21 protein-coding genes and 1 rRNA gene are annotated in these 21321 nt (G+C 50.3%); all 22 read right to left on the bottom strand.

Annotated elements, in window-relative coordinates:
- Window positions 1-138: ribosomal RNA gene (locus ACFSUF_RS03635) — 16S ribosomal RNA — on the bottom strand; the annotation flags it as partial.
- A 282-nt stretch (window positions 139-420) separates the two neighbouring features.
- A complete protein-coding gene (gene lysS, locus ACFSUF_RS03640) occupies window positions 421-1935 on the bottom strand; it encodes a lysine--tRNA ligase (protein ID WP_377600261.1) in 1515 nt (504 codons plus the stop codon).
- Window positions 1936-2024: 89 nt separating this feature from the next.
- Window positions 2025-2501, bottom strand: a complete 477-nt coding sequence (greA, locus tag ACFSUF_RS03645) for a transcription elongation factor GreA (RefSeq protein WP_377600263.1) — start codon at window positions 2499-2501, stop codon at window positions 2025-2027.
- Window positions 2502-2695: 194 nt separating this feature from the next.
- Window positions 2696-3697, bottom strand: coding sequence for a tRNA dihydrouridine synthase DusB (gene dusB / locus ACFSUF_RS03650; RefSeq protein WP_377600382.1), 1002 nt, complete (start codon window positions 3695-3697; stop codon window positions 2696-2698).
- A gap of 66 nt (window positions 3698-3763) precedes the next feature.
- Window positions 3764-3964: a helix-turn-helix domain-containing protein gene (locus tag ACFSUF_RS03655; protein WP_377600265.1), complete on the bottom strand. Its 201-nt coding sequence runs from the start codon at window positions 3962-3964 to the stop codon at window positions 3764-3766.
- On the bottom strand, window positions 3916-4461 hold the full coding sequence (gene folK / locus ACFSUF_RS03660) for a 2-amino-4-hydroxy-6-hydroxymethyldihydropteridine diphosphokinase (protein ID WP_377600267.1): 546 nt from the start codon (window positions 4459-4461) through the stop codon (window positions 3916-3918). The genes ACFSUF_RS03655 and folK overlap by 49 nt, the downstream gene beginning before the upstream one ends.
- A complete protein-coding gene (gene folB, locus ACFSUF_RS03665; protein WP_377600269.1) occupies window positions 4458-4826 on the bottom strand; it encodes a dihydroneopterin aldolase in 369 nt (122 codons plus the stop codon). The genes folK and folB overlap by 4 nt, the downstream gene beginning before the upstream one ends.
- A gap of 34 nt (window positions 4827-4860) precedes the next feature.
- The gene (folP, locus tag ACFSUF_RS03670; RefSeq protein ID WP_377600271.1) at window positions 4861-5715 is read right to left on the bottom strand and encodes a dihydropteroate synthase; all 855 of its coding nucleotides are present in this window, start codon (window positions 5713-5715) and stop codon (window positions 4861-4863) included.
- Between the two features lies 1 nt (window position 5716).
- Window positions 5717-6580 carry an aminodeoxychorismate lyase gene (gene pabC / locus ACFSUF_RS03675; RefSeq protein WP_377600273.1) on the bottom strand — a complete coding sequence of 288 codons (864 nt, stop codon included), beginning with the start codon at window positions 6578-6580 and terminating at the stop codon, window positions 5717-5719.
- Between the two features lie 4 nt (window positions 6581-6584).
- Window positions 6585-7169: an aminodeoxychorismate/anthranilate synthase component II gene (gene pabA / locus ACFSUF_RS03680; RefSeq protein WP_377600275.1), complete on the bottom strand. Its 585-nt coding sequence runs from the start codon at window positions 7167-7169 to the stop codon at window positions 6585-6587.
- Window positions 7170-7211: 42 nt separating this feature from the next.
- A complete protein-coding gene (locus ACFSUF_RS03685) occupies window positions 7212-8765 on the bottom strand; it encodes an anthranilate synthase component I family protein (RefSeq protein ID WP_377600277.1) in 1554 nt (517 codons plus the stop codon).
- A gap of 212 nt (window positions 8766-8977) precedes the next feature.
- Complete coding sequence (gene cysK, locus ACFSUF_RS03690; RefSeq protein WP_377600279.1) at window positions 8978-9916, bottom strand: cysteine synthase A; 939 nt, start codon at window positions 9914-9916, stop codon at window positions 8978-8980.
- Between the two features lie 157 nt (window positions 9917-10073).
- Window positions 10074-10949 (bottom strand): Hsp33 family molecular chaperone HslO, encoded by an 876-nt coding sequence (gene hslO, locus ACFSUF_RS03695; protein ID WP_377600281.1) that lies wholly within the window; start codon window positions 10947-10949, stop codon window positions 10074-10076.
- Between the two features lie 44 nt (window positions 10950-10993).
- On the bottom strand, window positions 10994-11761 hold the full coding sequence (locus tag ACFSUF_RS03700) for a type III pantothenate kinase (protein ID WP_377600282.1): 768 nt from the start codon (window positions 11759-11761) through the stop codon (window positions 10994-10996).
- Window positions 11762-11764: 3 nt separating this feature from the next.
- Window positions 11765-12628: a carboxylating nicotinate-nucleotide diphosphorylase gene (gene nadC, locus ACFSUF_RS03705; RefSeq protein WP_377600284.1), complete on the bottom strand. Its 864-nt coding sequence runs from the start codon at window positions 12626-12628 to the stop codon at window positions 11765-11767.
- Complete coding sequence (gene nadB, locus ACFSUF_RS03710; RefSeq protein WP_377600384.1) at window positions 12612-14234, bottom strand: L-aspartate oxidase; 1623 nt, start codon at window positions 14232-14234, stop codon at window positions 12612-12614. The genes nadC and nadB overlap by 17 nt, the downstream gene beginning before the upstream one ends.
- Window positions 14235-14281: 47 nt before the next feature.
- A complete protein-coding gene (nadA, locus tag ACFSUF_RS03715; protein ID WP_377600286.1) occupies window positions 14282-15220 on the bottom strand; it encodes a quinolinate synthase NadA in 939 nt (312 codons plus the stop codon).
- A 221-nt stretch (window positions 15221-15441) separates the two neighbouring features.
- The gene (ftsH, locus tag ACFSUF_RS03720) at window positions 15442-17409 is read right to left on the bottom strand and encodes an ATP-dependent zinc metalloprotease FtsH (RefSeq protein WP_377600288.1); all 1968 of its coding nucleotides are present in this window, start codon (window positions 17407-17409) and stop codon (window positions 15442-15444) included.
- A 90-nt stretch (window positions 17410-17499) separates the two neighbouring features.
- Window positions 17500-18039 (bottom strand): hypoxanthine phosphoribosyltransferase, encoded by a 540-nt coding sequence (gene hpt / locus ACFSUF_RS03725; protein WP_377600290.1) that lies wholly within the window; start codon window positions 18037-18039, stop codon window positions 17500-17502.
- Window positions 18040-18073: 34 nt separating this feature from the next.
- Window positions 18074-19507: a tRNA lysidine(34) synthetase TilS gene (gene tilS / locus ACFSUF_RS03730; protein ID WP_377600292.1), complete on the bottom strand. Its 1434-nt coding sequence runs from the start codon at window positions 19505-19507 to the stop codon at window positions 18074-18076.
- A gap of 32 nt (window positions 19508-19539) precedes the next feature.
- Entirely contained in the window at window positions 19540-20469 is a 930-nt protein-coding gene (locus tag ACFSUF_RS03735) for a protein kinase domain-containing protein (protein WP_377600294.1), read from the bottom strand.
- Window positions 20453-21214: a hypothetical protein gene (locus ACFSUF_RS03740; protein ID WP_377600296.1), complete on the bottom strand. Its 762-nt coding sequence runs from the start codon at window positions 21212-21214 to the stop codon at window positions 20453-20455. The genes ACFSUF_RS03735 and ACFSUF_RS03740 overlap by 17 nt, the downstream gene beginning before the upstream one ends.
- Window positions 21215-21321 lie beyond the last annotated feature (107 nt).

Here is a 21321-nt window from a genome sequence, read left to right on the forward strand (position 1 = left end):
AGGCAGGTTGCCTACGTGTTACTCACCCGTCCGCCGCTAAGTATCAGAGAAGCAAGCTTCTCTTCTACTCCGCTCGACTTGCATGTATTAGGCACGCCGCCAGCGTTCGTCCTGAGCCAGGATCAAACTCTCCATAAAAGAAAAGCTGATGACTCATTCCGGCTGAAGCCTCCGACCCTCATACAAGGATCTTCGTTTCAGCACTAGCTGACTTATTTTTTAAAGTCACTGTCATGTGACTGCTTAATTCGCTCGATGTTCAGTTTTCAAAGATCAAACGCAGATGACTCTTATTCAGTCACCGCCGCGCGCTTTTCGTTCTCGTCAGCGGCGACTTAAATAAGATACCACAGATCAAAACCACTTTGCAAGCTTTTATACATTGGAAGTTTATGACACCCGCAAAGCTTCTATTTACACTTAATCCAGAGCCCGTTCACGCATGGTCGGGAACAGCAGTACATCCCTAATGGAAGGCTGATTGGTAAGAAGCATCACAAGCCGGTCGATCCCAATGCCCAGTCCGCCTGTAGGAGGCATACCGTATTCCAGAGCACGGATAAAGTCTTCGTCCATCATATGGGCTTCATCGTTCCCTTGTTCGCGTTCCACCAATTGCGCCTCAAACCGCTCGCGCTGATCGATCGGATCGTTAAGCTCGGTAAAGGCATTAGCATGCTCCCGCGCTACGATAAAGAGCTCGAAACGGTCCGTGAATCTCGGATCTTCCTCGTTCTTCTTCGCCAGCGGAGAAATCGCCAAAGGATGCCCGTATACGAAAGTAGGCTGAATCAGCGTCTCTTCTACAAAATGCTCAAAGAATTGATTCAAAATATGCCCAAAGGTCATATTCGGCTCAAAAGGAACTTTGTGCTCTTTAGCGAGCGAACGAGCTTCTTCATCGGACATTTCACGGCTGAAGTCCACACCAGTTACATCGCGTACAGCGTCTACCATAGATACGCGGCGCCATGGTGTGCCTAGATCCACTTTTTGACCCTGGTAGTCAACGGTTGTTGTCCCAAGCACTTCTTGCGCAATATGAACGATGAGTTCCTCCGTCAGCTTCATAATATCCTTGTAATCTGTATAAGCTTCATACAATTCGATCATCGTGAATTCCGGATTATGGCGTGTGGAAATGCCTTCATTCCGGTATACCCGGCCGATTTCGTATACTTTCTCCAGACCGCCGACGATAAGACGCTTCAAATGAAGCTCAATCGCGATCCGCATATATAACTGCATGTCCAAAGCATTATGATGGGTGATAAAAGGACGTGCCGAAGCTCCGCCGGCAATGGTGTGCAGCGTCGGAGTTTCCACTTCCAAGTAGCCCAGAGAATCCAGATAGCGTCTCATCGACTGGATAATGCGGGAACGTGCAATAAAGGTCTGTTGAACGTCCTGGTTCATGATCAGATCCACGTAACGCTGACGGTAACGAAGCTCCACATCCTGCAGGCCATGATATTTATCCGGCAATGGGTACAGGGATTTAGACAGGACTTCTAGTTCCTTTGCTTTCACGGAAATTTCGCCTGTTTTGGTTTTGAAAACCGTCCCCTTCACACCTACGATATCGCCCAAATCCAACAGGTCAAAGGCTTGATATTTGGCCTCTTCCACTGTGTCCTGACGAACGTAAATCTGAATTTTGCCCGTAATATCCATGATGTGTGCAAAGCTTGCCTTGCCCATTCCCCGTTTCTGCATAATACGGCCGGCCAAGCTCACTTCAACCGCCTTTTCGTCCAGCTCCTCTTTGGAGAAAGCATCGTAGGCGCCAATGATGTCTTTGGCCGTATGGGTACGCACATATTTCTGGCCGAACGGATCCAAGCCCAATGCACGCAGCTCGTCCAATTTATTGCGCCGGATGACCAGCAGCTCATTTAATTCCGTCTCATGGTTCTCAGTCACATGATCAGTCACAACAGTTCAACTCCTATCGGTATCTAACGAAAAAAGCTTCCCGCGGAAGCTTTCTCAATGTCGTTTAATTCTTGTTTATTATACACAGTTTATTTTTTGATATCTACAATTTTATATTGAATGATGCCAGCAGGAACGTTAACGTCTACAACCGTACCCTTGGTCTTTCCGAGAATCGCTTTTCCTACCGGGCTTTCGTTAGAAATCTTATTCTGCATAGGGTCGGACTCCGCTGTACCAACGATAACATACTCCACGGTGTCACCGAATTCCAGATCTTCTACAGTTACGGTCGATCCGATGCTAACGGTATTAATATCGACTTCGTCGTTGTTAATAATACGCGCATTGCGAAGCATTTTCTCAAGGGTAATGATCCGGCCTTCAATAAATGCCTGCTCGTTCTTAGCATCTTCATACTCGGAGTTTTCACTGATATCCCCGTAACCAATAGCAACCTTTATTCTTTCCGCGACTTCGCGGCGCTTAACGGATTTAAGGTTCTCCAGCTCTTCTTCAAGTCTCTTTAGGCCTTCAGGGGTGAGGATGACTTCTTTTTCGCTCATTATCGAAAATCTCCCGTCGCGTGAACAATTTTCATATCAACTATGAATTCACTTTTCATTAAAGTATATTACCGGAAAACTTGAAAATTTCTCCATTCGGCATATATATTGCAAGATTATATTGCACTCCAGACCAATTGTCAATGAGCACGAAGGCCGTTCCCAAAGGGGAGCTAAGCCCCATCACCCGGCGGTTAATGGACGGCGGAATGCTCCACTGCAACGGATGCTACAGGCTCATCCGCAAGCTGCTCCAAGCTGTCGATAAAGCTTTGGAATCGGGATACCATTTCATCCCGTTTCGTAGCTTCCATCAAGCTGTCTTTTACGCGGGAAGCGCCCTTCATGCCTTTCAGGTACCACGCCATATGCTTGCGCATTTCCTTAACAGCAATGTGCTCCCCTTTTAATGCCGACAGGCGGTCCAGATGCAGCGTTGCGATGCGCAGCTTGTCGCGCGGTGTCGGTTCTTCGGGAAGCTCGCCGGTTGTAAGGTATTCGATGGTACGGTAAAGCATCCATGGATTACCCAAAGCTGCCCGCCCAATCATCACACCGTCTACTCCGGTAGTGTCAAGCATACGTCTGGCATCCTCCGGAGTGAGGACATCCCCGTTTCCAATCACCGGAATGTTCACCGCTTCTTTCACTTCGCGGATGATGTTCCAGTCCGCTTTGCCGGTGTATAGCTGTTCACGGGTACGTCCATGTACACTGACTGCCTTTCCGCCGGCCCGCTCAACCGCTTGTGCATTGCGAACCGCGTAGATGTGCTCTGAATCCCAGCCGATTCTCATTTTGACCGTTACCGGCTTATCTACCGCATCCACGACCGCAGACACCATCTCGTAGATTTTGTCCGGATCCAGCAGCCAGCGTGCTCCCGCATCGCATTTGGTGATCTTCGGTACAGGGCACCCCATATTGATGTCGATAATATCAGCATTGGTCTGCTTATCGACAACTTTTGCAGCTTCTACGAGCGATTCGCGGTCCCCGCCAAAAATCTGCAAACTTAGCGGCTTTTCGCGCTCATCCACATAAAGCATTTCAATGGTCCTTTTGTTGCCGTGCAAAATGGCTTTATCGCTGACCATCTCCGCACATACGAGACCTGTGCCGAATTCTTTGGCTATCAGCCGGAACGCCGGATTACATACGCCCGCCATCGGAGCCAGCACCACTTGGTTCTTCATTTCTATATTGCCTATCTTGAGTCCCACGTTGTTACCTCCTTATGCCGCAGCTTTCTTGCAGCTGTTCTAAGATGTCAATTCTTCTACATCAATATTTAAAGCTTCCGCTATTTTCTTCAACAACTTACCATCAGGTTTACGCGAACCGCGTTCTACGGCCCCCAGCACAGCAACCGATACGCCTAATAATTCCGCAAGCTCCTGCTGAGTATGTCCTTTCAGCTTTCGAAACGCCCTGATTCGCTGTGCCAATGAACTGATTTCCATAGGTTGATGCCGTCCCTTCCATCCGCTGCCTGCACCAGGGACTTCACGGAACGTCCGTCGGGCAGGATTTCTTGATGCAGCACGTCCAACAGGGGAATTAACACAAACAAGCGTTCATGCATACGCGGATGAGGCAGAATCAGCTTTTCATCATTGCTCGTATACTCTCCGTACAAAAGTAAGTCCAGATCAAGCGTCCGCGGTCCCCATCTTACATCCCTAACCCGTCCAAGCAATTGTTCCACGTGGAGCATTGCTTCCAGAAGTTCCATAGGGGATAGCGAGGTGGTAACAGCTATCGCCATGTTCAGGAATGCAGCCTGTTCTGTATAGCCTACCGGTTCGGTTTCATAGATGGAAGAACAGCGGTCCACCCGGATCAGCGGATGATGATGAAGCTCTGCAATCGCACGGCGCAAGTAGGCCTCCCGGTCTCCAAGATTGGAGCCAAGCGCAATGTAAGCAGGTTGATCCGCATCTGAAGTATACTCTGTCATGCTTGAACCCGCTTCCTGTGAATCTCGACTGTGACGCCCTCAAAATGAATATCAAAAGGCGGATGAGGTTTAGTCACCCGGATCTCAATTTCATTTATAATAGTATAAGTGTCCAACAGCGAGGTTGCAATATGCTCCGCAAGCGCTTCAATTAATTTAAACTGCTTTTGTTCGACAATCTTCTTGATTGTGTAATACGCTTCAGCATAATTCACGGTTTTCTCTAAATCGTCGTTGCTGCCTGCAGGGCCAATGTCGAAAAATAAAGTTGCATCCACATAAAACCGCTGCCCCAATTTATTCTCTTCCGGGAACACCCCGTGATATCCGAAAAACTTCATTTTCCGAAGAATGATCTTATCCATTTCCTAAAAGTCTCCTTTTTATACGGAATCCAGGCTATGACCTTATCACAGCATCCGCCATCAGAGCCGCCCGCTTATTGGCTTTCACGTCATGTACGCGAATAATACTGCAGCCTTTCATGATTCCGATCACCGTAGTAGCGACCGTTCCTTCTATAACATCATCCACTGGAAGGTCCAGTATCGACCGGATGAATCTTTTCCTCGAGGTGCCGAGAAGTACGGGATAGCCTAGGGCCGCAATGCGTTCAAGGTTGTTCATTAATTGGAGATTATGATCCTGTGTTTTGGCAAAGCCGATTCCGGGATCCAAAATAATGCTGCTTTCGGGAATACCGGCATCTTGAGAAATACGGATACTTTCCTGCAGGTCCTGAATCACATCGGTCAGGAAGTCTGTATAATCCATCTGCTGACGGTTATGCATAAGAATAGCAGGACATCTTAAAGCCGCGGCCGTTTCCGCCATCACCGGATCTCCCCGAAAGCCCCAAATATCGTTAATGATATGGGCCCCGGCTTTTATGGCTTGACGAGCTACGTTGGGCTTGTATGTGTCAATAGAAATCGGCAGTGACGGACCGAAAGCGGATCGAACCGCCTCGATCACCGGCAGCACCCGCTCCAGCTCCTCCTGCTCATCTACCGGCTCAGCTCCTGGACGTGTAGATTCCCCGCCAATGTCGAGGATGTCCGCCCCTTCTTCCAACATGCGCCCTGCTTGCTCTACAGCAGAATTCACGGAAATATAACGCCCTCCATCAGAGAACGAATCCGGTGTCGCATTCAATATCCCCATAATCAGCGTACGCTTGCCTAGCTCAAGGCGCATCCCGTTATATTCAAGCACTCTATGTGAGGGGGAATTTTTATTAATAGAAAAAGTCATGTTAGTTCCCTACTTTAGTCCGGTATTGTTGTTGAAGCTGCACGGTAAGGGGGCCTGGGCAATGAATCGGGTAAGCTTTACCCGCTGTGTCATAGAGCATATGAACAGGTGTCAGCTCCTGGATCGAATTCGTCAAAAAGATTTCATCAGCCTCTGCCGCCTGATTCCATGTGTAAAGTCCCTCTGCAACCTGGATGCCTGCCTGCTCAGCCAGCTGAATAACAACGGCACGGGTGATACCCGGCAGAATTCCGGTTTCCAGCGAAGGAGTATATAATACCTCGTCCTTCACCCAAAACAAATTACTGACGATCCCTTCAGCCACATGTCCGGAAGCCGTCAGCATCAACCCCTCCGACCCTTGTGCCCAAGGGTACGTAGATACTTCCCTCTTTGCCAGAATGTTATTCATATAATGAAGAGACTTAAACCTCACGGGCCCTTCAGGTGTATTCCGCCGCAGCTGCAGTAACTGCAGCGCCTTTGCCGGCCGTACAGAGGCAGCCGGAGGAGGCAGCTCTTTCATATAAATAACTTCCGTAGGCCTGCTATAATCGCCCGACGGCAAACCTAGAATGTCCGGTCCTGCAGTAATTGTATACCTGATATAAGCGTCTTCCAAACCGGATGCCGACAGCATACCGCTTATCTGCATCCTGAGCTGCCTCTCATCCGGTTTCCAACTGATCCCCAGTTCCCGGCAGCCCCTTTGCATTCTCTCTAAATGCAAATCCAAAGCGAAAGGTTCCCCACTATAAGTCCGGAAAGTTTCAAACAAGCCGATCCCATAAAGAAAACCGTGATCTAATGCGGAGATCACGGCATCTTTCTCTGTATACATCTGTCCGTTTATACTAAGGATCATTGCCTTATTCCTTTAGGGCCTTAGCCCGCTGGGACAAGAAATTGCGCAGCAGCTGCTTGCCATGGTCTGTTATGATGGATTCCGGATGAAATTGAACCCCTTCAATCGGGTATTCTTTATGGCGAAGGCCCATAATTTCCCCTTCTGCAGTCTCTGCGCTGATTTCCAGACAATCCGGCAGCGTTTCCCGGCGTACGATCAACGAATGATACCGGGTAGCTGTATAAGGGGAAGGAATGCCTTCAAAAATCGTTTTGCCGTCATGTAAAATCTCCGAGGTCTTCCCGTGCATCAGCTTCTCCGCGCGGACAACTTCGCCGCCAAAAGCCTGTCCGATCGACTGATGCCCAAGGCATACGCCGAGAATAGGGACGGTTCCTTTGAAATGTTCAATCAGGGAAAGGCTGATTCCCGCTTCATTAGGGGAGCAAGGACCCGGCGAGATGAGAATATGATCCGGATGCAGGGCTTCTATCCCCTCCAGGCTGATTTCATCGTTACGTTTGACCACAATGTCCTCGCCCAATTCGCCAAGATACTGCACCAGGTTATAAGTGAAGGAATCATAATTATCAATAACCAATATCATACCGGTGTCCTCCTTTAACTTCCTATTTTTATTAGCAGCAAATCAATAATGATGTGATTGTTTTCTGTATAGTTCGCTATATTGAATGGCTTTCCATAACGCTTTCGCCTTGCTTAAGGATTCGTAGTACTCCCGCTCCGGATCGGAATCGATTACAATGCCGGCTCCCGCCTGAATATGGCCCATTCCGCCGGCAACAGCAAGTGTACGTATAGTAATATTAAATTCCATATTACCGTTATAGTCAATCCATCCAATTGAGCCGGTATAAGGCCCTCTCCGTGTCGGTTCCAATTCTTCAATGATTTCCATTGTACGAATCTTAGGAGCCCCTGTGATCGTGCCGCCAGGAAAGGACGCGGCAATGACGTCATAGGCATCCTTCCCATCCGCGAGACGGCCTTTTATTTCAGACACCAGATGCATGACATGAGAGTAGTACTCGATCACCATCAGATCTTCCACTTGTACACTGCCATACTCGGAAATGCGTCCCAGATCGTTGCGTTCCAGATCGACCAGCATGATATGCTCCGCCCGCTCTTTCTCGCTGGACCGGAGTTCCTCAGCCATAACAGCGTCTTCCTGTTCCGTCCTGCCCCTTCGTCTTGTGCCCGCGATGGGACGGGTGCTGACCGTTTCGCCGTCGGTTTCCACCAGCAGCTCCGGAGAAGCCGAAACCAGATGCATCCCGTCAAAACGCAGCAGCCCCATATAAGGAGAGGGGTTAAACAACCGTAACCATTCATAAATCTCTTCCGGCGGCGTAATCAGCGGCCTGCTCTGGCGGACTGACAGGTTCACCTGAAAGACATCCCCCTGGCTGATGTATTCCTGGATCTGCAGCACTGCCTGCATAAAACGTTCTTTTGTAAAGACAGTGGTTACCCCGTCTACTTGCTCAACATCAATGCCTAAGCCTGTCCGTGACAATAGATCCCGTTTAGCTTGGGTGGACTGCTCCAGAGCCGGGTCAACTGCAGTCCATTCATCCCAGCGCTTCTTCATATCTGAAGCGCGTTGAGCCGCCTTGGAGAACGATTGCTCAAGGCTTTCTTCTTCACTACTCTGCTGATGAACAGCACAGTATAATGCTTGTTCTTTCTCGTCCAGGATCCACAGTTCCTCGACCATCATAAAGAAATAATCCGGAAACGGCAGGTCATCCTTCGCTTGTAAAGGCAGCTTTTCGATGGAACGGATGATATCGTAACTCCAGTATCCGATACAGCCGCCTATAAATTTAGGGGCACCCTCTACCTTGGGTGTCCGGTAAGGCGCCATCCATGTCTTGACCGCCTCCAGCGGCTTGGTATGGTGTTTCCTTACCACAGTACGTCCGGACACCGGGTCCGTATGACAAGATTCAGCCGTATCGCCTTTCCCGCGAATGGTCATTCTTGCCTTTACAGCTGCATACGTGTACCGGCCGTCCTTTCCGCTCTCCAGTATTACTGCTTCTTCCCCCGCCTGAGCCCAAACTTTCTCCCAGGACAGCGGTTTCCCGCCTTCCTTTAGCTCATGCCTTTCTATGTAAGGAAGCCATTTATAAGTCAACGCCCATTCTTTCCAATGAGCCAAAGTCACAATACTCAAGACCTTCCATCCCCCCGCAGCATTCCGCTGCTGTAACATTGACAAAAGTATACTCCATTCCCGCCCAAAACAAAACCATCCTTCCAAAGACTAAAACTTACCTTTACATATACCGTTTCAGATGGGATGATATCCCTTCCAATGTAGTAAAAAAGAAGCTGTCCTTATAGGTGAACTACCTATCGGACAGCTTCTCTCTATTCTATTTAAAATTAATCTTCAAATTGATATAGCGGCGTGCTGAGGTACCGTTCCCCGTTGCTTGGTACGATAACTACAACGCGCTTCCCTTTACCCAGCTTCTTCGCTACCTGAAGGCCTGCAAAGATAGCAGCACCGGAGGAGATACCGCCCAAAATGCCCTCTTCTTTCGCTACACGGCGGGCCGTTGCAAACGCATCTTCATTCTCTACTTGAATAATCTCGTTGTAGATTTCCGTATTCAGGATGTCAGGAACGAAACCTGCTCCGATTCCCTGGATCTTGTGCGGGCCTGGCTTACCGCCGGATAGAACTGGCGAGCCTGCCGGTTCTACGGCGTAAATTTGGATGCCGGGGAAATTCTCTTTCAGAACGCCTCCCGCACCTGTAATCGTTCCGCCTGTACCGATCCCGGCAACGAAAGCATCAAGCTGTCCATCATGCCCTTTAATTGCTTCTACGATCTCAGGACCTGTGGTCTCTACGTGAACTTTCACGTTAGCTTGATTCTTAAATTGCTGAGGAATAAAATAGTCCGGATTCTCCGCTTGCAGCTCTTCCGCACGGCGGATCGCGCCTTTCATGCCTTCCGCTCCCGGTGTAAGCACCAGCTCGGCGCCGTAGGCACGCAGCAGGTTGCGGCGTTCCATGCTCATCGTTTCCGGCATGACTAGAATGGCTTTGTAACCTTTCGCAGCGGCTACCATAGCTAAACCGATACCTGTATTTCCGCTGGTAGGTTCGATAATCGTAGCGCCCGGTTTCAGTACGCCTTCTTTCTCCGCCGTCTCGATCATAGAAATGGCGATACGGTCCTTCACGCTTGCGCCGGGGTTCTGGAACTCCAGCTTCACGTAAACCTCAGCGCTGTCCTCCGGAACCACGCGGTTGAGACGAACAAGCGGCGTGCCGCCGATCAACTCCGTAACGCTCTGAACTAATTTAGCCATGATGATACCCTCCCATAGTATATGTTATGAATAATCCGAGTAAATAAGTAGGTTTTATATTCATATGATAACAACCCGCCTAATCATTGTCAACAGCCAAGTGTCATTCGTTACCATCTACACTATGGAAGGGAATTTTGCTTTTTTATAAATCCTGTTATGAAGAAGCTTTCTTCAAAATCTCCGCCAGTTCTTCCCCATTAAATTCATATGCTTCATTGCAAAAATGGCATACCACTTCCGCTTTCCCGTCTTCCTCGATAATCCCTTCGATCTCAGCTCTACCAAGACTGATTAAGGTCTGTTCCACCCGTTCCCGAGAACATTTGCATTTAAAAACCAAATCATTCTGATCCATGATCTGTACCGGCTCAATCACGCGGTTCAAGATTTCCTCAAGGGTGTGTCCCTGATTCAGCAAAGAGGTGATTGGCGGCAAGCTGCCCAACTGACGCTCAATCCCGTCAATCTCCTCATCTGTCACACCCGGCAGCAATTGAATAATAAACCCGCCTGCAGCGATGACGCTTCCGTCCGTCTCAACAAGAACGCCAAGAGATACAACGGAAGGCGTCTGTTCGGATTTAGCAAAATAGTACGTAAAATCCTCTGCCAACTCCCCGGAAACGATCGGTATGCTTCCGCGGTAGGGCTCTCTCAAGCCAAGATCTTTAATAATATGGATAAATCCTTCCGTCCCTACGGCCCCTGCCACATCCAGCTTGCCCAGCGCATTGCTTGGCAGATGAACTTCCGGATTATCGACATAGCCCCGGACTTCTCCTTTGGCATTGGCGTCGACTACAATTTGCCCGATCGGGCCGTTCCCTTTCACTTGGATGGTAAGATGCTCTTCGCCTTTCAGCATGGCCCCCATCATAGCAGCAGCCGATAAAGTACGGCCGAATGCTGCCGTAGCTGTCGGATACGTGCCGTGCCGCCGGCTTAGTTCTCCCACGAGGTTCGTCGTGTTCACTGCGAAAGCACGGACCTTGCCGTTCAGCGCCGTACCCCGGATTAAGTAGTCCTTCATGGTTCATCCTCCTATGCCGACCGCCAGGCGATCAACTTCTATTTTTACACGTTTCGTTCATATATCATCTGCAGACCCTGCAGGGTCAACAGCGGGTTAGTCAATTCAATGGTTTTGGATTCGCTGGAGATCAGGTCGGCCAGTCCCCCTGTTGCAATCACTCTGGCCTCCGGGCTGTACTCTTCCCGGATCCGCTGGACAATGCCGTCCACTTGGCCTGCGTAACCATAAATAATGCCTGCCTGCATAGAAGCGATGGAGTTCCGCCCTACGACACTCTTAGGCTTCGTTAATTCTATTCTCGGCAGCTTGGCGGCACGCTGGTACAGCGCTTCTGTTGAAATGCCGATGCCGGGAGCAATGGCTCCCCCCAAATACTGCCCTTGCTCATCAATGTAATCAAAAGTCGTAGCTGTCCCGAAATCCACGACGATCAGCGGGGAAGGACCGTATAACTCGATCGCAGCTACCGCGTTCACAATGCGGTCCGCTCCAACCTCCCGCGGATTTTCGTATCGGATGTTCAGTCCTGTTTTAATCCCCGGCCCCACGATCAACGGTGTCTTCTTTAAATATTTCTCACAAAGACTTTCCAGCGTATGCATCAGCGGCGGAACAACGGAAGAGATAATAATTCCTTCCACATCATGCAACCCGATCCGCGCATGCTGAAATAGATTATAAATTGCGATACCGTACTCATCCACTGTAGTGGAACGGTTTGTGCTGAGTCTCCAGTGATGAAGCAGTTCCTTGCCGCGGTATACGCCAAGAACAATATTAGTATTCCCTACATCAATAACCAGAATCAAGCTTTATTCCTCCTTCTTCCCATTCAGATCCAGGCTGATATCCAGCGAGCGGAACGAATAGGTAAGGCCCCCGACCGAAATGACATCTACTCCTGTTAATGCGATACCTTTAATGGTTTCCAAAGAAACGCCGCCTGATGCTTCAATCGTCACATGAGGGGCCTCTTTGCGAATGTAGGCTACAGCCTCCGCCATCCGCTCGTTGCTCATATTGTCCAGCATGATGATGTCAGCCCCGGAACGCACCGCTTCCGCTGCCTGCTCCAGATTCTCGGCTTCAACCTCAATTTTCATAGTATGAGGAATGACATTCCTGGCATTCAGGACAGCTTGGGTAATGCCGCCGGACCCTTTAATATGGTTATCCTTGATCATAACTGCATCGTAAAGCCCGAATCGGTGATTAGCCCCGCCTCCCGCACGAACGGCATACTTCTCCAATTGGCGGTGGCCCGGCGTCGTTTTACGTGTATCGACAAGCCGCACAGGTAATCCTTCCAGCGCGTCTAAGAATTGTCTTGTTTTCGTCGCTATGCCGGATAGCCGCTGCATAAGGTTCAATGCAAGTCTTTCTCCTGTAAGAATACTGTGCGTGCTTCCTTCTACCTCCATGATTACGGTTCCCCGGGTTACGGAATCGCCGTCCTGAGCTTTAACCGTTACTTGCAAAGAAGGATCCACTTCATGAAATACCATTTCCGCAAAAGGAAGCCCCGCGATTAGACCCGTATCCTTTACATGAATGATCCCAACGGACTGATGGTCCTGAGGGATGGTCGCCATCGTTGTAATATCTCCTGATCCGATATCTTCAGCCAGCCATTGCCTAATGGACTGGATCACTTGTATTTTATTCATAAACAACATCTTCTACCCACTCCTCGATGATGCCGCGCTCCCTGTTCAACACGATGTGTTTGCGCCATTGCAGATTATCCCTTTCAGGGAAGTCTTCCCGGTAATGCCCGCCCCGGCTCTCTTCCCGCAAAAGGGCCGCTTCACTGGTGAGCAGCGCGCAAGTCAACAGGTTCGCAAATTCATATTCTTCCCGCTTTGTAAGTACCGCCTCATAAATTGGAAGCTGGCGCTTTAGTTCCTCTATTCCTTTTTGCAGATCTCTCTGATTTCTTCGGACCCCTACATAGCGTACCATCACTTTTTGCAGCTTTAGCCGTTTTTCCACAACGGCTTGCATAGGCGGTTCCGTCCGGTTTGTACGCGATGCAAACGAAGGGGTGGGCGCAGCTTCTCCAATTTCCTGAATTCGCTGAACAATTCTCCGCCCGAAAACAATGGCCTCGGATAATGAATTGGAAGCCAGCCGATTCGCCCCATGTACACCTGTGGAGGACACTTCGCCGCAGGCAAACAGGCGTTTGACGCTTGTCTCTCCGTTCAGATCGGTCTTGACTCCTCCCATCATATAGTGGGCGGCAGGAGCAACAGGAACCCAGTCGCTGGTGAGATCCAACCCGTAGTTCATGCAAAATTCGTAGATCGTCGGAAAGCGGTGCTTTACCATGTCCGGCGATTCATGCGTAATATCCAAATAAACGAAAGTCGACTTCGTATTCTCCATCTCGCTCACGATAGCTCTGGCTACGATATCCCTTGGGGCAAGTTCCAATTGAGGATGATATTTCTCCATAAACCGCTCGCCGCGAATGTTGCGCAGGATAGCCCCTTCTCCTCGGACCGCCTCGGAAATCAGAAAGCGCGGCGCGCCGGGATAGCATAAGGACGTAGGGTGGAATTGGACAAATTCCATGTCCTGAATATCCGCACCGGCACGATACGCCATAGCTATACCGTCACCGGTAGCGATCTCAGGGTTTGTAGTGTACCTGTACAATTGGCCGGTCCCACCGCTGCAAAGCACCGTCGCTTTGCCTTCCACAAACACGCGCTGCCCGTCCGGGCGCTGTACGAGCGCACCCCGGCATTCGCCGTCGTGCGTGATCAGGTCCAGAATGAAATGTTCATCCCAAACCTCTATATTCGGATTGCCCCCCGCTTCCTCAGAAAGCGCCCGCACAATCTCATAACCGGTTGCATCCCCGTTAGCATGCAGAATCCGGCGCTGGCTGTGCGCGCCTTCCTGGGTGAGCGCCAGTTCTCCGTCTTCATAGTCGAACTGGGTCCCCATCTTAATCAGGTCCTGCACGCCCTTCGGACCTTCATGAACGAGCACATCCACGGCACGGGGAGAGCAAAGCCCCGCCCCAGCCGTTAGTGTGTCCTCGCGGTGATACGCCGGCGAGTCATTCTCGGATATGACCGCGGCAATACCCCCTTGGGCATAACGCGTGTTGCTGTCCATTAACGATTTCTTCGTGATCATAAGGACTTTATTCGTCTTGCTTGCTTTTATCGCAGCAAATAGCCCGGCGATCCCGGCACCAATCACGATGACGTCGGTCTTCACCCGCGGAAGCTGATCCAGCGAGAAATCTACTAAATAACGTGGTACCATCTTCACCCGCACCCTTCATCCTGTCCTATACAAGGAAGCAGCGCATGCTACTTCACCTGCAGCATGCGCTCTAGAGATAACTTTGCTTTGGCGGCAACTTCTGGATCAACGTAAATTTCCGGTCCCATCGTTTCCAGGCATTTCACAAGCTTTTTCAAATTGTTCACTTTCATATTCGGACATACCAGGAATTTCGTAGCAAAATGGAACTTTTTCTCCGGGCTATCCAATCTCAGCTGATACCCTGTACCGTCCTCGGTGCCCACGATGAACTCCTGGCAATCGGATTCTTTGCAGTATTTGATGATAGCGGTAGTACTTCCGACGAAGTCTCCGAGAGCCACAACTTCCGGACGGCATTCCGGATGCACAACGAATTGCGCGTTCGGATATTGGGCTTTCATCTCCTCCACATCTTTCACAGTAAGCATGTCATGGGTGTTGCAGTAACCTTCCCAAATGATCATTTTCTTGTCTGTGAATTTTTCCACATAGTTGCCCAGGTTTTTATCCGGTACCCAAATAATCTCCTCGGAGTCCAGCGATTGAATAACTTTCACCGCATTGGCCGAGGTACAGCAAATATCGGTTTCCGCCTTAATCTCTGCCGAAGAGTTGATATAAGTCACTACCGTTGCATTTGGGTGCTGGGCTTTCAGTTTACGCAGCCCGTCTACGTTCACCATGTCCGCCATCGGGCACCCTGCGCGTTCATCGGGAATGATGACCGTTTTGTTAGGTGCTAATATTTTTGCGCTTTCCCCCATGAAATGAACGCCGCAAAATACGATGACATCGGCATCGGTTTCCGCCGCTTTTTGCGCCAGCAGAAAGGAATCCCCCCGAAAATCGGCTACTTCCTGAATTTCATCCCTTTGATAATAATGAGCTAAAATGATAGCATTCCGTTCTTTCTTCAGTTGAAGCAGACGTTCTTTCAGTTCCTCGTTCTGCTGCTTCTTGCGTTCTAAGGCCAGCGCTTCCACTGTGCACTCAACTCCCTATGGTATATGGTAAGAGCAATCCTGCGATTGTTCTTAGTATGCGATTTACACCTAATTTACACAACCTAGCATGCAGTGTCAATGCATTTACACGCTATAACATATCTTTCATGGGCCAATAAAAATTCCCTTTCCTCTGCAAGCCGCCCACACTTCCGGACAAAAGAAACGGCACCGCACGATCTGTGCGGTGCCGTAGCGTTTTAGTCGTTATTGATATCGTCGTCAGCAGCCTGATCCATCTTCTTCTCGAAGGTGAATTTGTTGCCGTCGCTTTCTTCATCCTGCTTGTGAATGTTCACCTTCACGTCGCCTTCTTTTGCAGCTTCCTCGCTTACGGAAGTGATCTTGCCTTGTTCCAGCAACTGCGTAATTTGGTCGACATCCAGCGTTTCCTTCTCAAGAAGCGTTTTTGCGATTAGATGCATCTCAGCTTCATGCTCTTTCAAGAGCTCGCGGCAGCGGTCATAACAACCGCGGATAATGTTTTGCATCTCCTGATCGATTTCATGTGCGATAGCATCGCTGTAATTCTGTTCATGGCCGATATCGCGGCCCAGGAACACCTGTCCTTGAGAGCTTCCAAACTGCATAGGTCCGAGACGCTCGCTCATACCGTATTCCATAATCATGCTGCGTGCAATGCTGGTCGCTTTCTTGAAGTCATCGTAAGCGCCTGTACCGATTTCACCGATGAACAGCTCTTCGGCTACACGGCCGCCCAGCAAACCGGTGATCCGGTCAAGCAGCTCGTTCTTGGTCATCAGCATCCGGTCTTCCTTCGGAAGCATCATCAGGTAACCGCCTGCGCGGCCCCGCGGTACGATGGTAACTTTGTGAACGCGGTCTGCATGCTCCAGATAGTAGCCGGAAATGGTGTGACCGGCTTCGTGGTAAGCGACAATCCGCTTCTCGCGCTCGCTGATGACACGGCTTTTCTTCTGTGTACCGACAATGACACGGTCGATCGCTTCTTCGATCTCATCCATCGTGATATCCTTCCGGTTACGGCGCGCTGCAATCAGGGCGGATTCGTTCAGAAGGTTCTCCAGGTCAGCGCCTGTAAAGCCTGTCGTATATTTGGCAATTACATCGAGCTTGACGTCCGATGCCAGCGGTTTATTGCGGGCGTGTACTTTCAGTACCGCTTCACGGCCCTTCACGTCAGGACGGTCAACGGTAATCTGCCGGTCAAAACGGCCCGGACGCAGAAGCGCCGGATCCAGAATATCCGGACGGTTGGTGGCAGCCACGATGATAATCCCTTCGTTGGCCCCGAAACCATCCATCTCAACAAGCAGCTGGTTCAACGTCTGTTCGCGCTCGTCATGTCCGCCGCCGAGGCCTGCGCCCCGTTGACGTCCAACTGCGTCGATCTCATCAATGAAAATAATACATGGTGCGTTCTTCTTGGCATTCTCGAACAAGTCACGTACACGGGATGCACCGACACCGACGAACATTTCTACGAAGTCCGAACCCGAGATGCTGAAGAACGGAACTCCTGCCTCACCTGCTACAGCTCTGGCAAGAAGCGTCTTACCGGTACCGGGAGGGCCCACTAACAGAACGCCTTTCGGAATTCTGGCACCGACGGCAGCGAATTTACGCGGGTCCTTGAGGAATTCAACTACTTCCACCAGCTCCTGCTTCTCTTCATCTGCACCGGCTACATCTTCAAAGGTAACCCGTTTCTTCTCTTCGTTGTACAGGCGGGCTTTGCTCTTGCCAAAGTTCATGACCTTGCCGCCGCCGCCTTGCGCCTGATTCAACAAGAAGAAGAACAATACAAACATAATGACGAAAGGAATAATGGAAGTCAGCAGCGTCAGCCAGCCGTTCTCCCCTTCCATCTTCTTCACTTCAATTAACGCGCCTTGTTCCACCAGCTTATCCGCTAGAGGGGAATCATCGAAACTATCGAACGCACGCGTATCGAAGGTTGCGTTGTCAGGACTCGGGGATTTCTTGTACTCTCCTGTAATGTAGTACGAAAAACCATCCCATTGTGCTCTAACACTCTTCACGTTGTTATCTTGTACAGCTTTTACGAATTGATCGTAACGGATCGTTTGAGTCTGGCTATTTTGTGTGCTGATGAAATGGACGATTCCCACAGTCACAAGAAAAATAAGCAGATAAAATCCTGTATTCCGGATGATGCGATTCATCCCCAACCTCCTCTCGGCGACACGCTTTCATTATTTTACCATAGCATGTCTGACCATAACAATAGAACCTGAACCCTTGCTCTGCTTGCTTTACTCGGAGTAAACTTCCGGCTTCAGGACGCCGATGTACGGCAGGTTGCGGTATTTCTCCGCATAATCCAGCCCGTAGCCGACAATAAATTTATCCGGAAGGGTAAAGCCTGTATAGTCAGCTTCCATCTCAACCCTGCGGCCGGACGGTTTATCAAATAAGGTAACTACCTTGATCGACTGCGCATTGCGTCGCTCCAGTACATCAATCAAGTAACTCAGGGTCAGCCCGCTGTCGATAATGTCCTCAACAATCAGGATGTGCCTGCCCTCAACGGAAGTGTCCAAGTCCTTAATGATCTTGACAACCCCCGACGATTTCGTGGATGCGCCGTAGCTGGATACCGCCATAAAGTCGATTTCCAACGGGATTTCAATCCGCTTCACTAAATCGGACATAAAAACAAACGCACCCTTCAGCACGCAGATGACGAGCGGGTTGCGTCCTCCGTATTCCTTGCTCAGGAGTTCCCCGAGTTCCTTTACCTTCTGCTGTAATTGTTCTTCGCTAAAAAGAACTTCCTGAATGTCATTATGCAACGATTGGACCTCCTAAGAAATGTACTAAATAATTTCACTTATGCTTCCACTCACGAACCTGTCCGCTCTTCTCGAGCGTCAAACTAAGGGTCCGGGCAGTGTCTGGTCTTACCTGTGCAAGTCCGGAAACGCGAATACCCGGTATCCATAATATATTATGGTTTCCATCAAGTATGATGGGAATTTCATCCCTTATAACCGGATAGATCTTATCATCGATGAAGATATCTTTTACCTTTTTGCTGCCGTTTAATCCTGCAATTTGCATACGGTCCCCGCTGCGCCGGTTTCGCACCATCAAAGGGAAGACAATCTCCTCCGCGTCAAAATGAGCCTGTAAAGCAGAATGTCCGTATGCCGGCTCGCTGCCTGGAATCAAACTACCGCTTAACCAAGAGGTAAACTCGGGAATTTCCAGCCGGAAAGGGGCCTGGAGCACCTCGTAGGCGTAACTTGCCGGGGAGGAATCCGCGGGCGGTCCGAGGGAGCATCGGTCATATTCTTTCTTAAACTCAATCATGCGGTCTAAATCTATACGGATAGAACTTGTTCGGTTTAACGTGACGGCATGCCGGATTCCTTCAATCTTCTGAAAGTCGGACACATCGCCGCCGGGAGCAAGATAACTTAATATTAGTTTAATCACTCTCCTTTGTAAAGCGAGGTGCAGGGACGCAAAATCGCGTCCTGAAAAAGTAAACCGGTCCCCTTCGTGACGTACGATCCGCTCATATACAGCAAGAGTTTCCCCTTCCATGTACTCCTCTTCCGCAGCTGCCGTTTCAGCCAGGCGGTTCAGCGAATCCGGCAAATGAGGGTTCAACCGGGACAGATAGGGCAGGACATCTAATCTGATTCGGTTGCGCGTATACTTCCGCAGCTCGTTGCTGCTGTCATTTCGGTAAGGGATCCGAAGGTTCTGAAGATACTGTAAAATCTCTGACTTGTATATACGGAGCAAGGGCCTGATGAGTTCCACGTTTTTTTCCCGTCGCCTGATGGGAATTCCCGCCAGGCCGCCGCTGCCCGTACCCCGGATGATCCTCATCAGGACGGTTTCCGCCTGATCGTCCGCATGATGCGCGGTGACGATGGCGGAAGCGCCGAAAGCTACGGCTGTTTTATGCAGGAACTCATACCTTTTCTGCCTGGCCGCCGTCTGCAGATTCAAACCCGACTCCTCTATATAAGCCGGTACATTAATACGCACTGTTTCACATGGAACACCGAGGTCCTCAGCGATTTTGCGGACAAAATCTTCTTCCTCGTCGGATTCGCTGCCCCGGAACTGATGATTCACATGGGCAGCATAGAGCCTGAACTTCCACGCGGCGGACAATCTATGGAGCAAATGCAGTAAAGCAACCGAGTCCGGCCCTCCGGACACCGCAACAAGAAGGGCTTGTCCTTCGCAGGCCAATCCCTCCTCTCTGATGATGTTATCCACTTTGCGGAGCAGGCCTTCCACGAAGCATCGTTCCTTTCCTGCCAATGATCACTTTATTGAGAAACTATCATATAAACCACAGCGCACAGCATCATAGCGGAGGCAGTGAACAAACCGCGGATCCAGCCCGACCGGCCGTTAGGCGTAAGCGCGCGCAGTTGGGTTCTGTGCGAGGAAGCCCGAAGCAGCTGCCGCCATTCCTCGCGGGCTTCCAAGCTTCCTACGGAACCGCCCAGCATTCGCTTCAGCAGGGGCCGGAACTCTGCCAGCACCCGGGTTCGGTCCGCCTTAGTTAAGAGCCAATCCCTTGTGCGATTCTGAGGGATCAGCTGCCCGGCTTCCTTCAGAAGCGCCGGATCCTCGGCCTGAAGGCAAAGAACGGCAAAAGAGAACAAATCATATGCTTCATCAGCACTGCGTTCCCCGGCACCCCAGTAACCGCGGTCATACACTTCCGTAAACTGCCTTACGGACTTTCCTTGCTGCACAGAGCCGCCGAAGTCGACGAGGTTCACTTGGCCGTAGGGAGTCACCATGACATTCTGCGCCTTTAAGTCGCCGAAAGTCCACCCTGCCTGATGGAGTTCACAAAGCCTGCATAACAGCTGGTAGCCGATGACAGGGAGCCATTGCATTTGTTTCCTATGTATAAACTCATTTAAACTATAGCCTTCTATGTATTTCATCACATAAAAAGGGACATTTCCCGACGGTGTCTCATAATCGTCAATATCTGTAAGGTAATGTTCCTTGGCGGGCTTGCCCCGTGACATCGCCTTAAGCACGTTTACTTCCGATTGGAGATCCACCGCATGAAATCCGAACTTCATAGCAAACGGGCGGCTTCCCTGATACACCAGGTACACTTGTCCGTTTGCCCCTTTACCTAATAAGCGGTGGATCCGATACTTAGCCCCGTTCCACTTCCCTGTAATGATCTCATTGGGAGAAAAGCGGAAGTTCGGGTCAAACGATATAGTCACTTAACAACCCGCCTTTGTTGTGATCCGCGGCTCCCTGTATAAGATGTGCCTGATCGGAAGCGCCCAAACTGTGGTCCCCCGCTGTCATATAATCGATCGCCTGAAGCAGCGCCGGTCCCGTGGGGGTCGTTCCGCGCATATTAATTTTGGAGAAAAGCTGTTTGATTTTGCCCATATCCTGAGTCCAAGGCAGGTCCAATTGAAACTCCTGCCCGCTGCCGGCAGGGCCGGGGAAGTGGCAGACGGCCATTTCGCTTTTCCCGCTCCTTGCCCGCAGGCTCAGCATCAAGTCCCGGATAGCCTCTTCCACAGCGGAAAGCTTCGGTTTCATAGAGGCGCTCGCATCAATCAGGAGCACGACTTGTAAAGCTGCGGTTTCTCCGAGTTCGTCCATAACCTCAACCACCTGCCCGCGCTTCTCCGGCGGCAGCGATTCAATCGAACCTTCACCCAGCACCTGCTGAAGTTCCCGGTTCACGGCCTGTTGTATCGTCTGCATGACAGTGTGGCGCGTCAGCATCTGAACCGTTTGCGAGAGCTGCTTCGTGTTCACGATGCGGCTCATGCCTCCGCCGGCCCGGGCAATTTCCTCAATTTCACCGGCGCCCAACACTCCGATCTCACCTTGGTCGATAACCCCTATCACATTTACGGTTATGCCCTCGGCCAACGCATGCGCGGCAGCCACTACCGGGCTTACACCGACATTGGAACAGCCGTCCGTAATCAAAATGATTTGTTTCATCGTCTCTCCCCCTAGCGGATCCTAATCTATCATCATCTTTCCCAGTAATGAGAGATTTAATCCCTGAAGAGGCAGACTTCCTTGTATGTTACCAATAAAAATCAGCT

It is taken from the genome of Paenibacillus gansuensis (genome assembly GCF_042684925.1).
Classification (GTDB): domain Bacteria; phylum Bacillota; class Bacilli; order Paenibacillales; family DY6; genus Paenibacillus_N; species Paenibacillus_N gansuensis.

Coding starts and splice junctions, on each gene's coding strand:
- pabA (WP_377600275.1), bottom strand. CDS start 7,169: ATGATATTGGTTATTGATAATTATGATTCCTTCACTTATAACCTGGTG.
- dusB (WP_377600382.1), bottom strand. CDS start 3,697: ATGAAGAACCAAGTGGTGCTGGCTCCGATGGCGGGCGTATGTAATCCG.
- ACFSUF_RS03740 (WP_377600296.1), bottom strand. CDS start 21,214: ATGAAACAAATCATTTTGATTACGGACGGCTGTTCCAATGTCGGTGTA.
- ftsH (WP_377600288.1), bottom strand. CDS start 17,409: ATGAATCGCATCATCCGGAATACAGGATTTTATCTGCTTATTTTTCTT.
- greA (WP_377600263.1), bottom strand. CDS start 2,501: ATGAGCGAAAAAGAAGTCATCCTCACCCCTGAAGGCCTAAAGAGACTT.
- hslO (WP_377600281.1), bottom strand. CDS start 10,949: ATGAAGGACTACTTAATCCGGGGTACGGCGCTGAACGGCAAGGTCCGT.
- pabC (WP_377600273.1), bottom strand. CDS start 6,580: ATGATCCTTAGTATAAACGGACAGATGTATACAGAGAAAGATGCCGTG.
- ACFSUF_RS03655 (WP_377600265.1), bottom strand. CDS start 3,964: ATGGAAATCAGTTCATTGGCACAGCGAATCAGGGCGTTTCGAAAGCTG.
- nadB (WP_377600384.1), bottom strand. CDS start 14,234: ATGGTACCACGTTATTTAGTAGATTTCTCGCTGGATCAGCTTCCGCGG.
- cysK (WP_377600279.1), bottom strand. CDS start 9,916: ATGGCTAAATTAGTTCAGAGCGTTACGGAGTTGATCGGCGGCACGCCG.
- folK (WP_377600267.1), bottom strand. CDS start 4,461: ATGACAGAGTATACTTCAGATGCGGATCAACCTGCTTACATTGCGCTT.
- nadC (WP_377600284.1), bottom strand. CDS start 12,628: ATGTTGTTTATGAATAAAATACAAGTGATCCAGTCCATTAGGCAATGG.
- folB (WP_377600269.1), bottom strand. CDS start 4,826: ATGGATAAGATCATTCTTCGGAAAATGAAGTTTTTCGGATATCACGGG.
- folP (WP_377600271.1), bottom strand. CDS start 5,715: ATGACTTTTTCTATTAATAAAAATTCCCCCTCACATAGAGTGCTTGAA.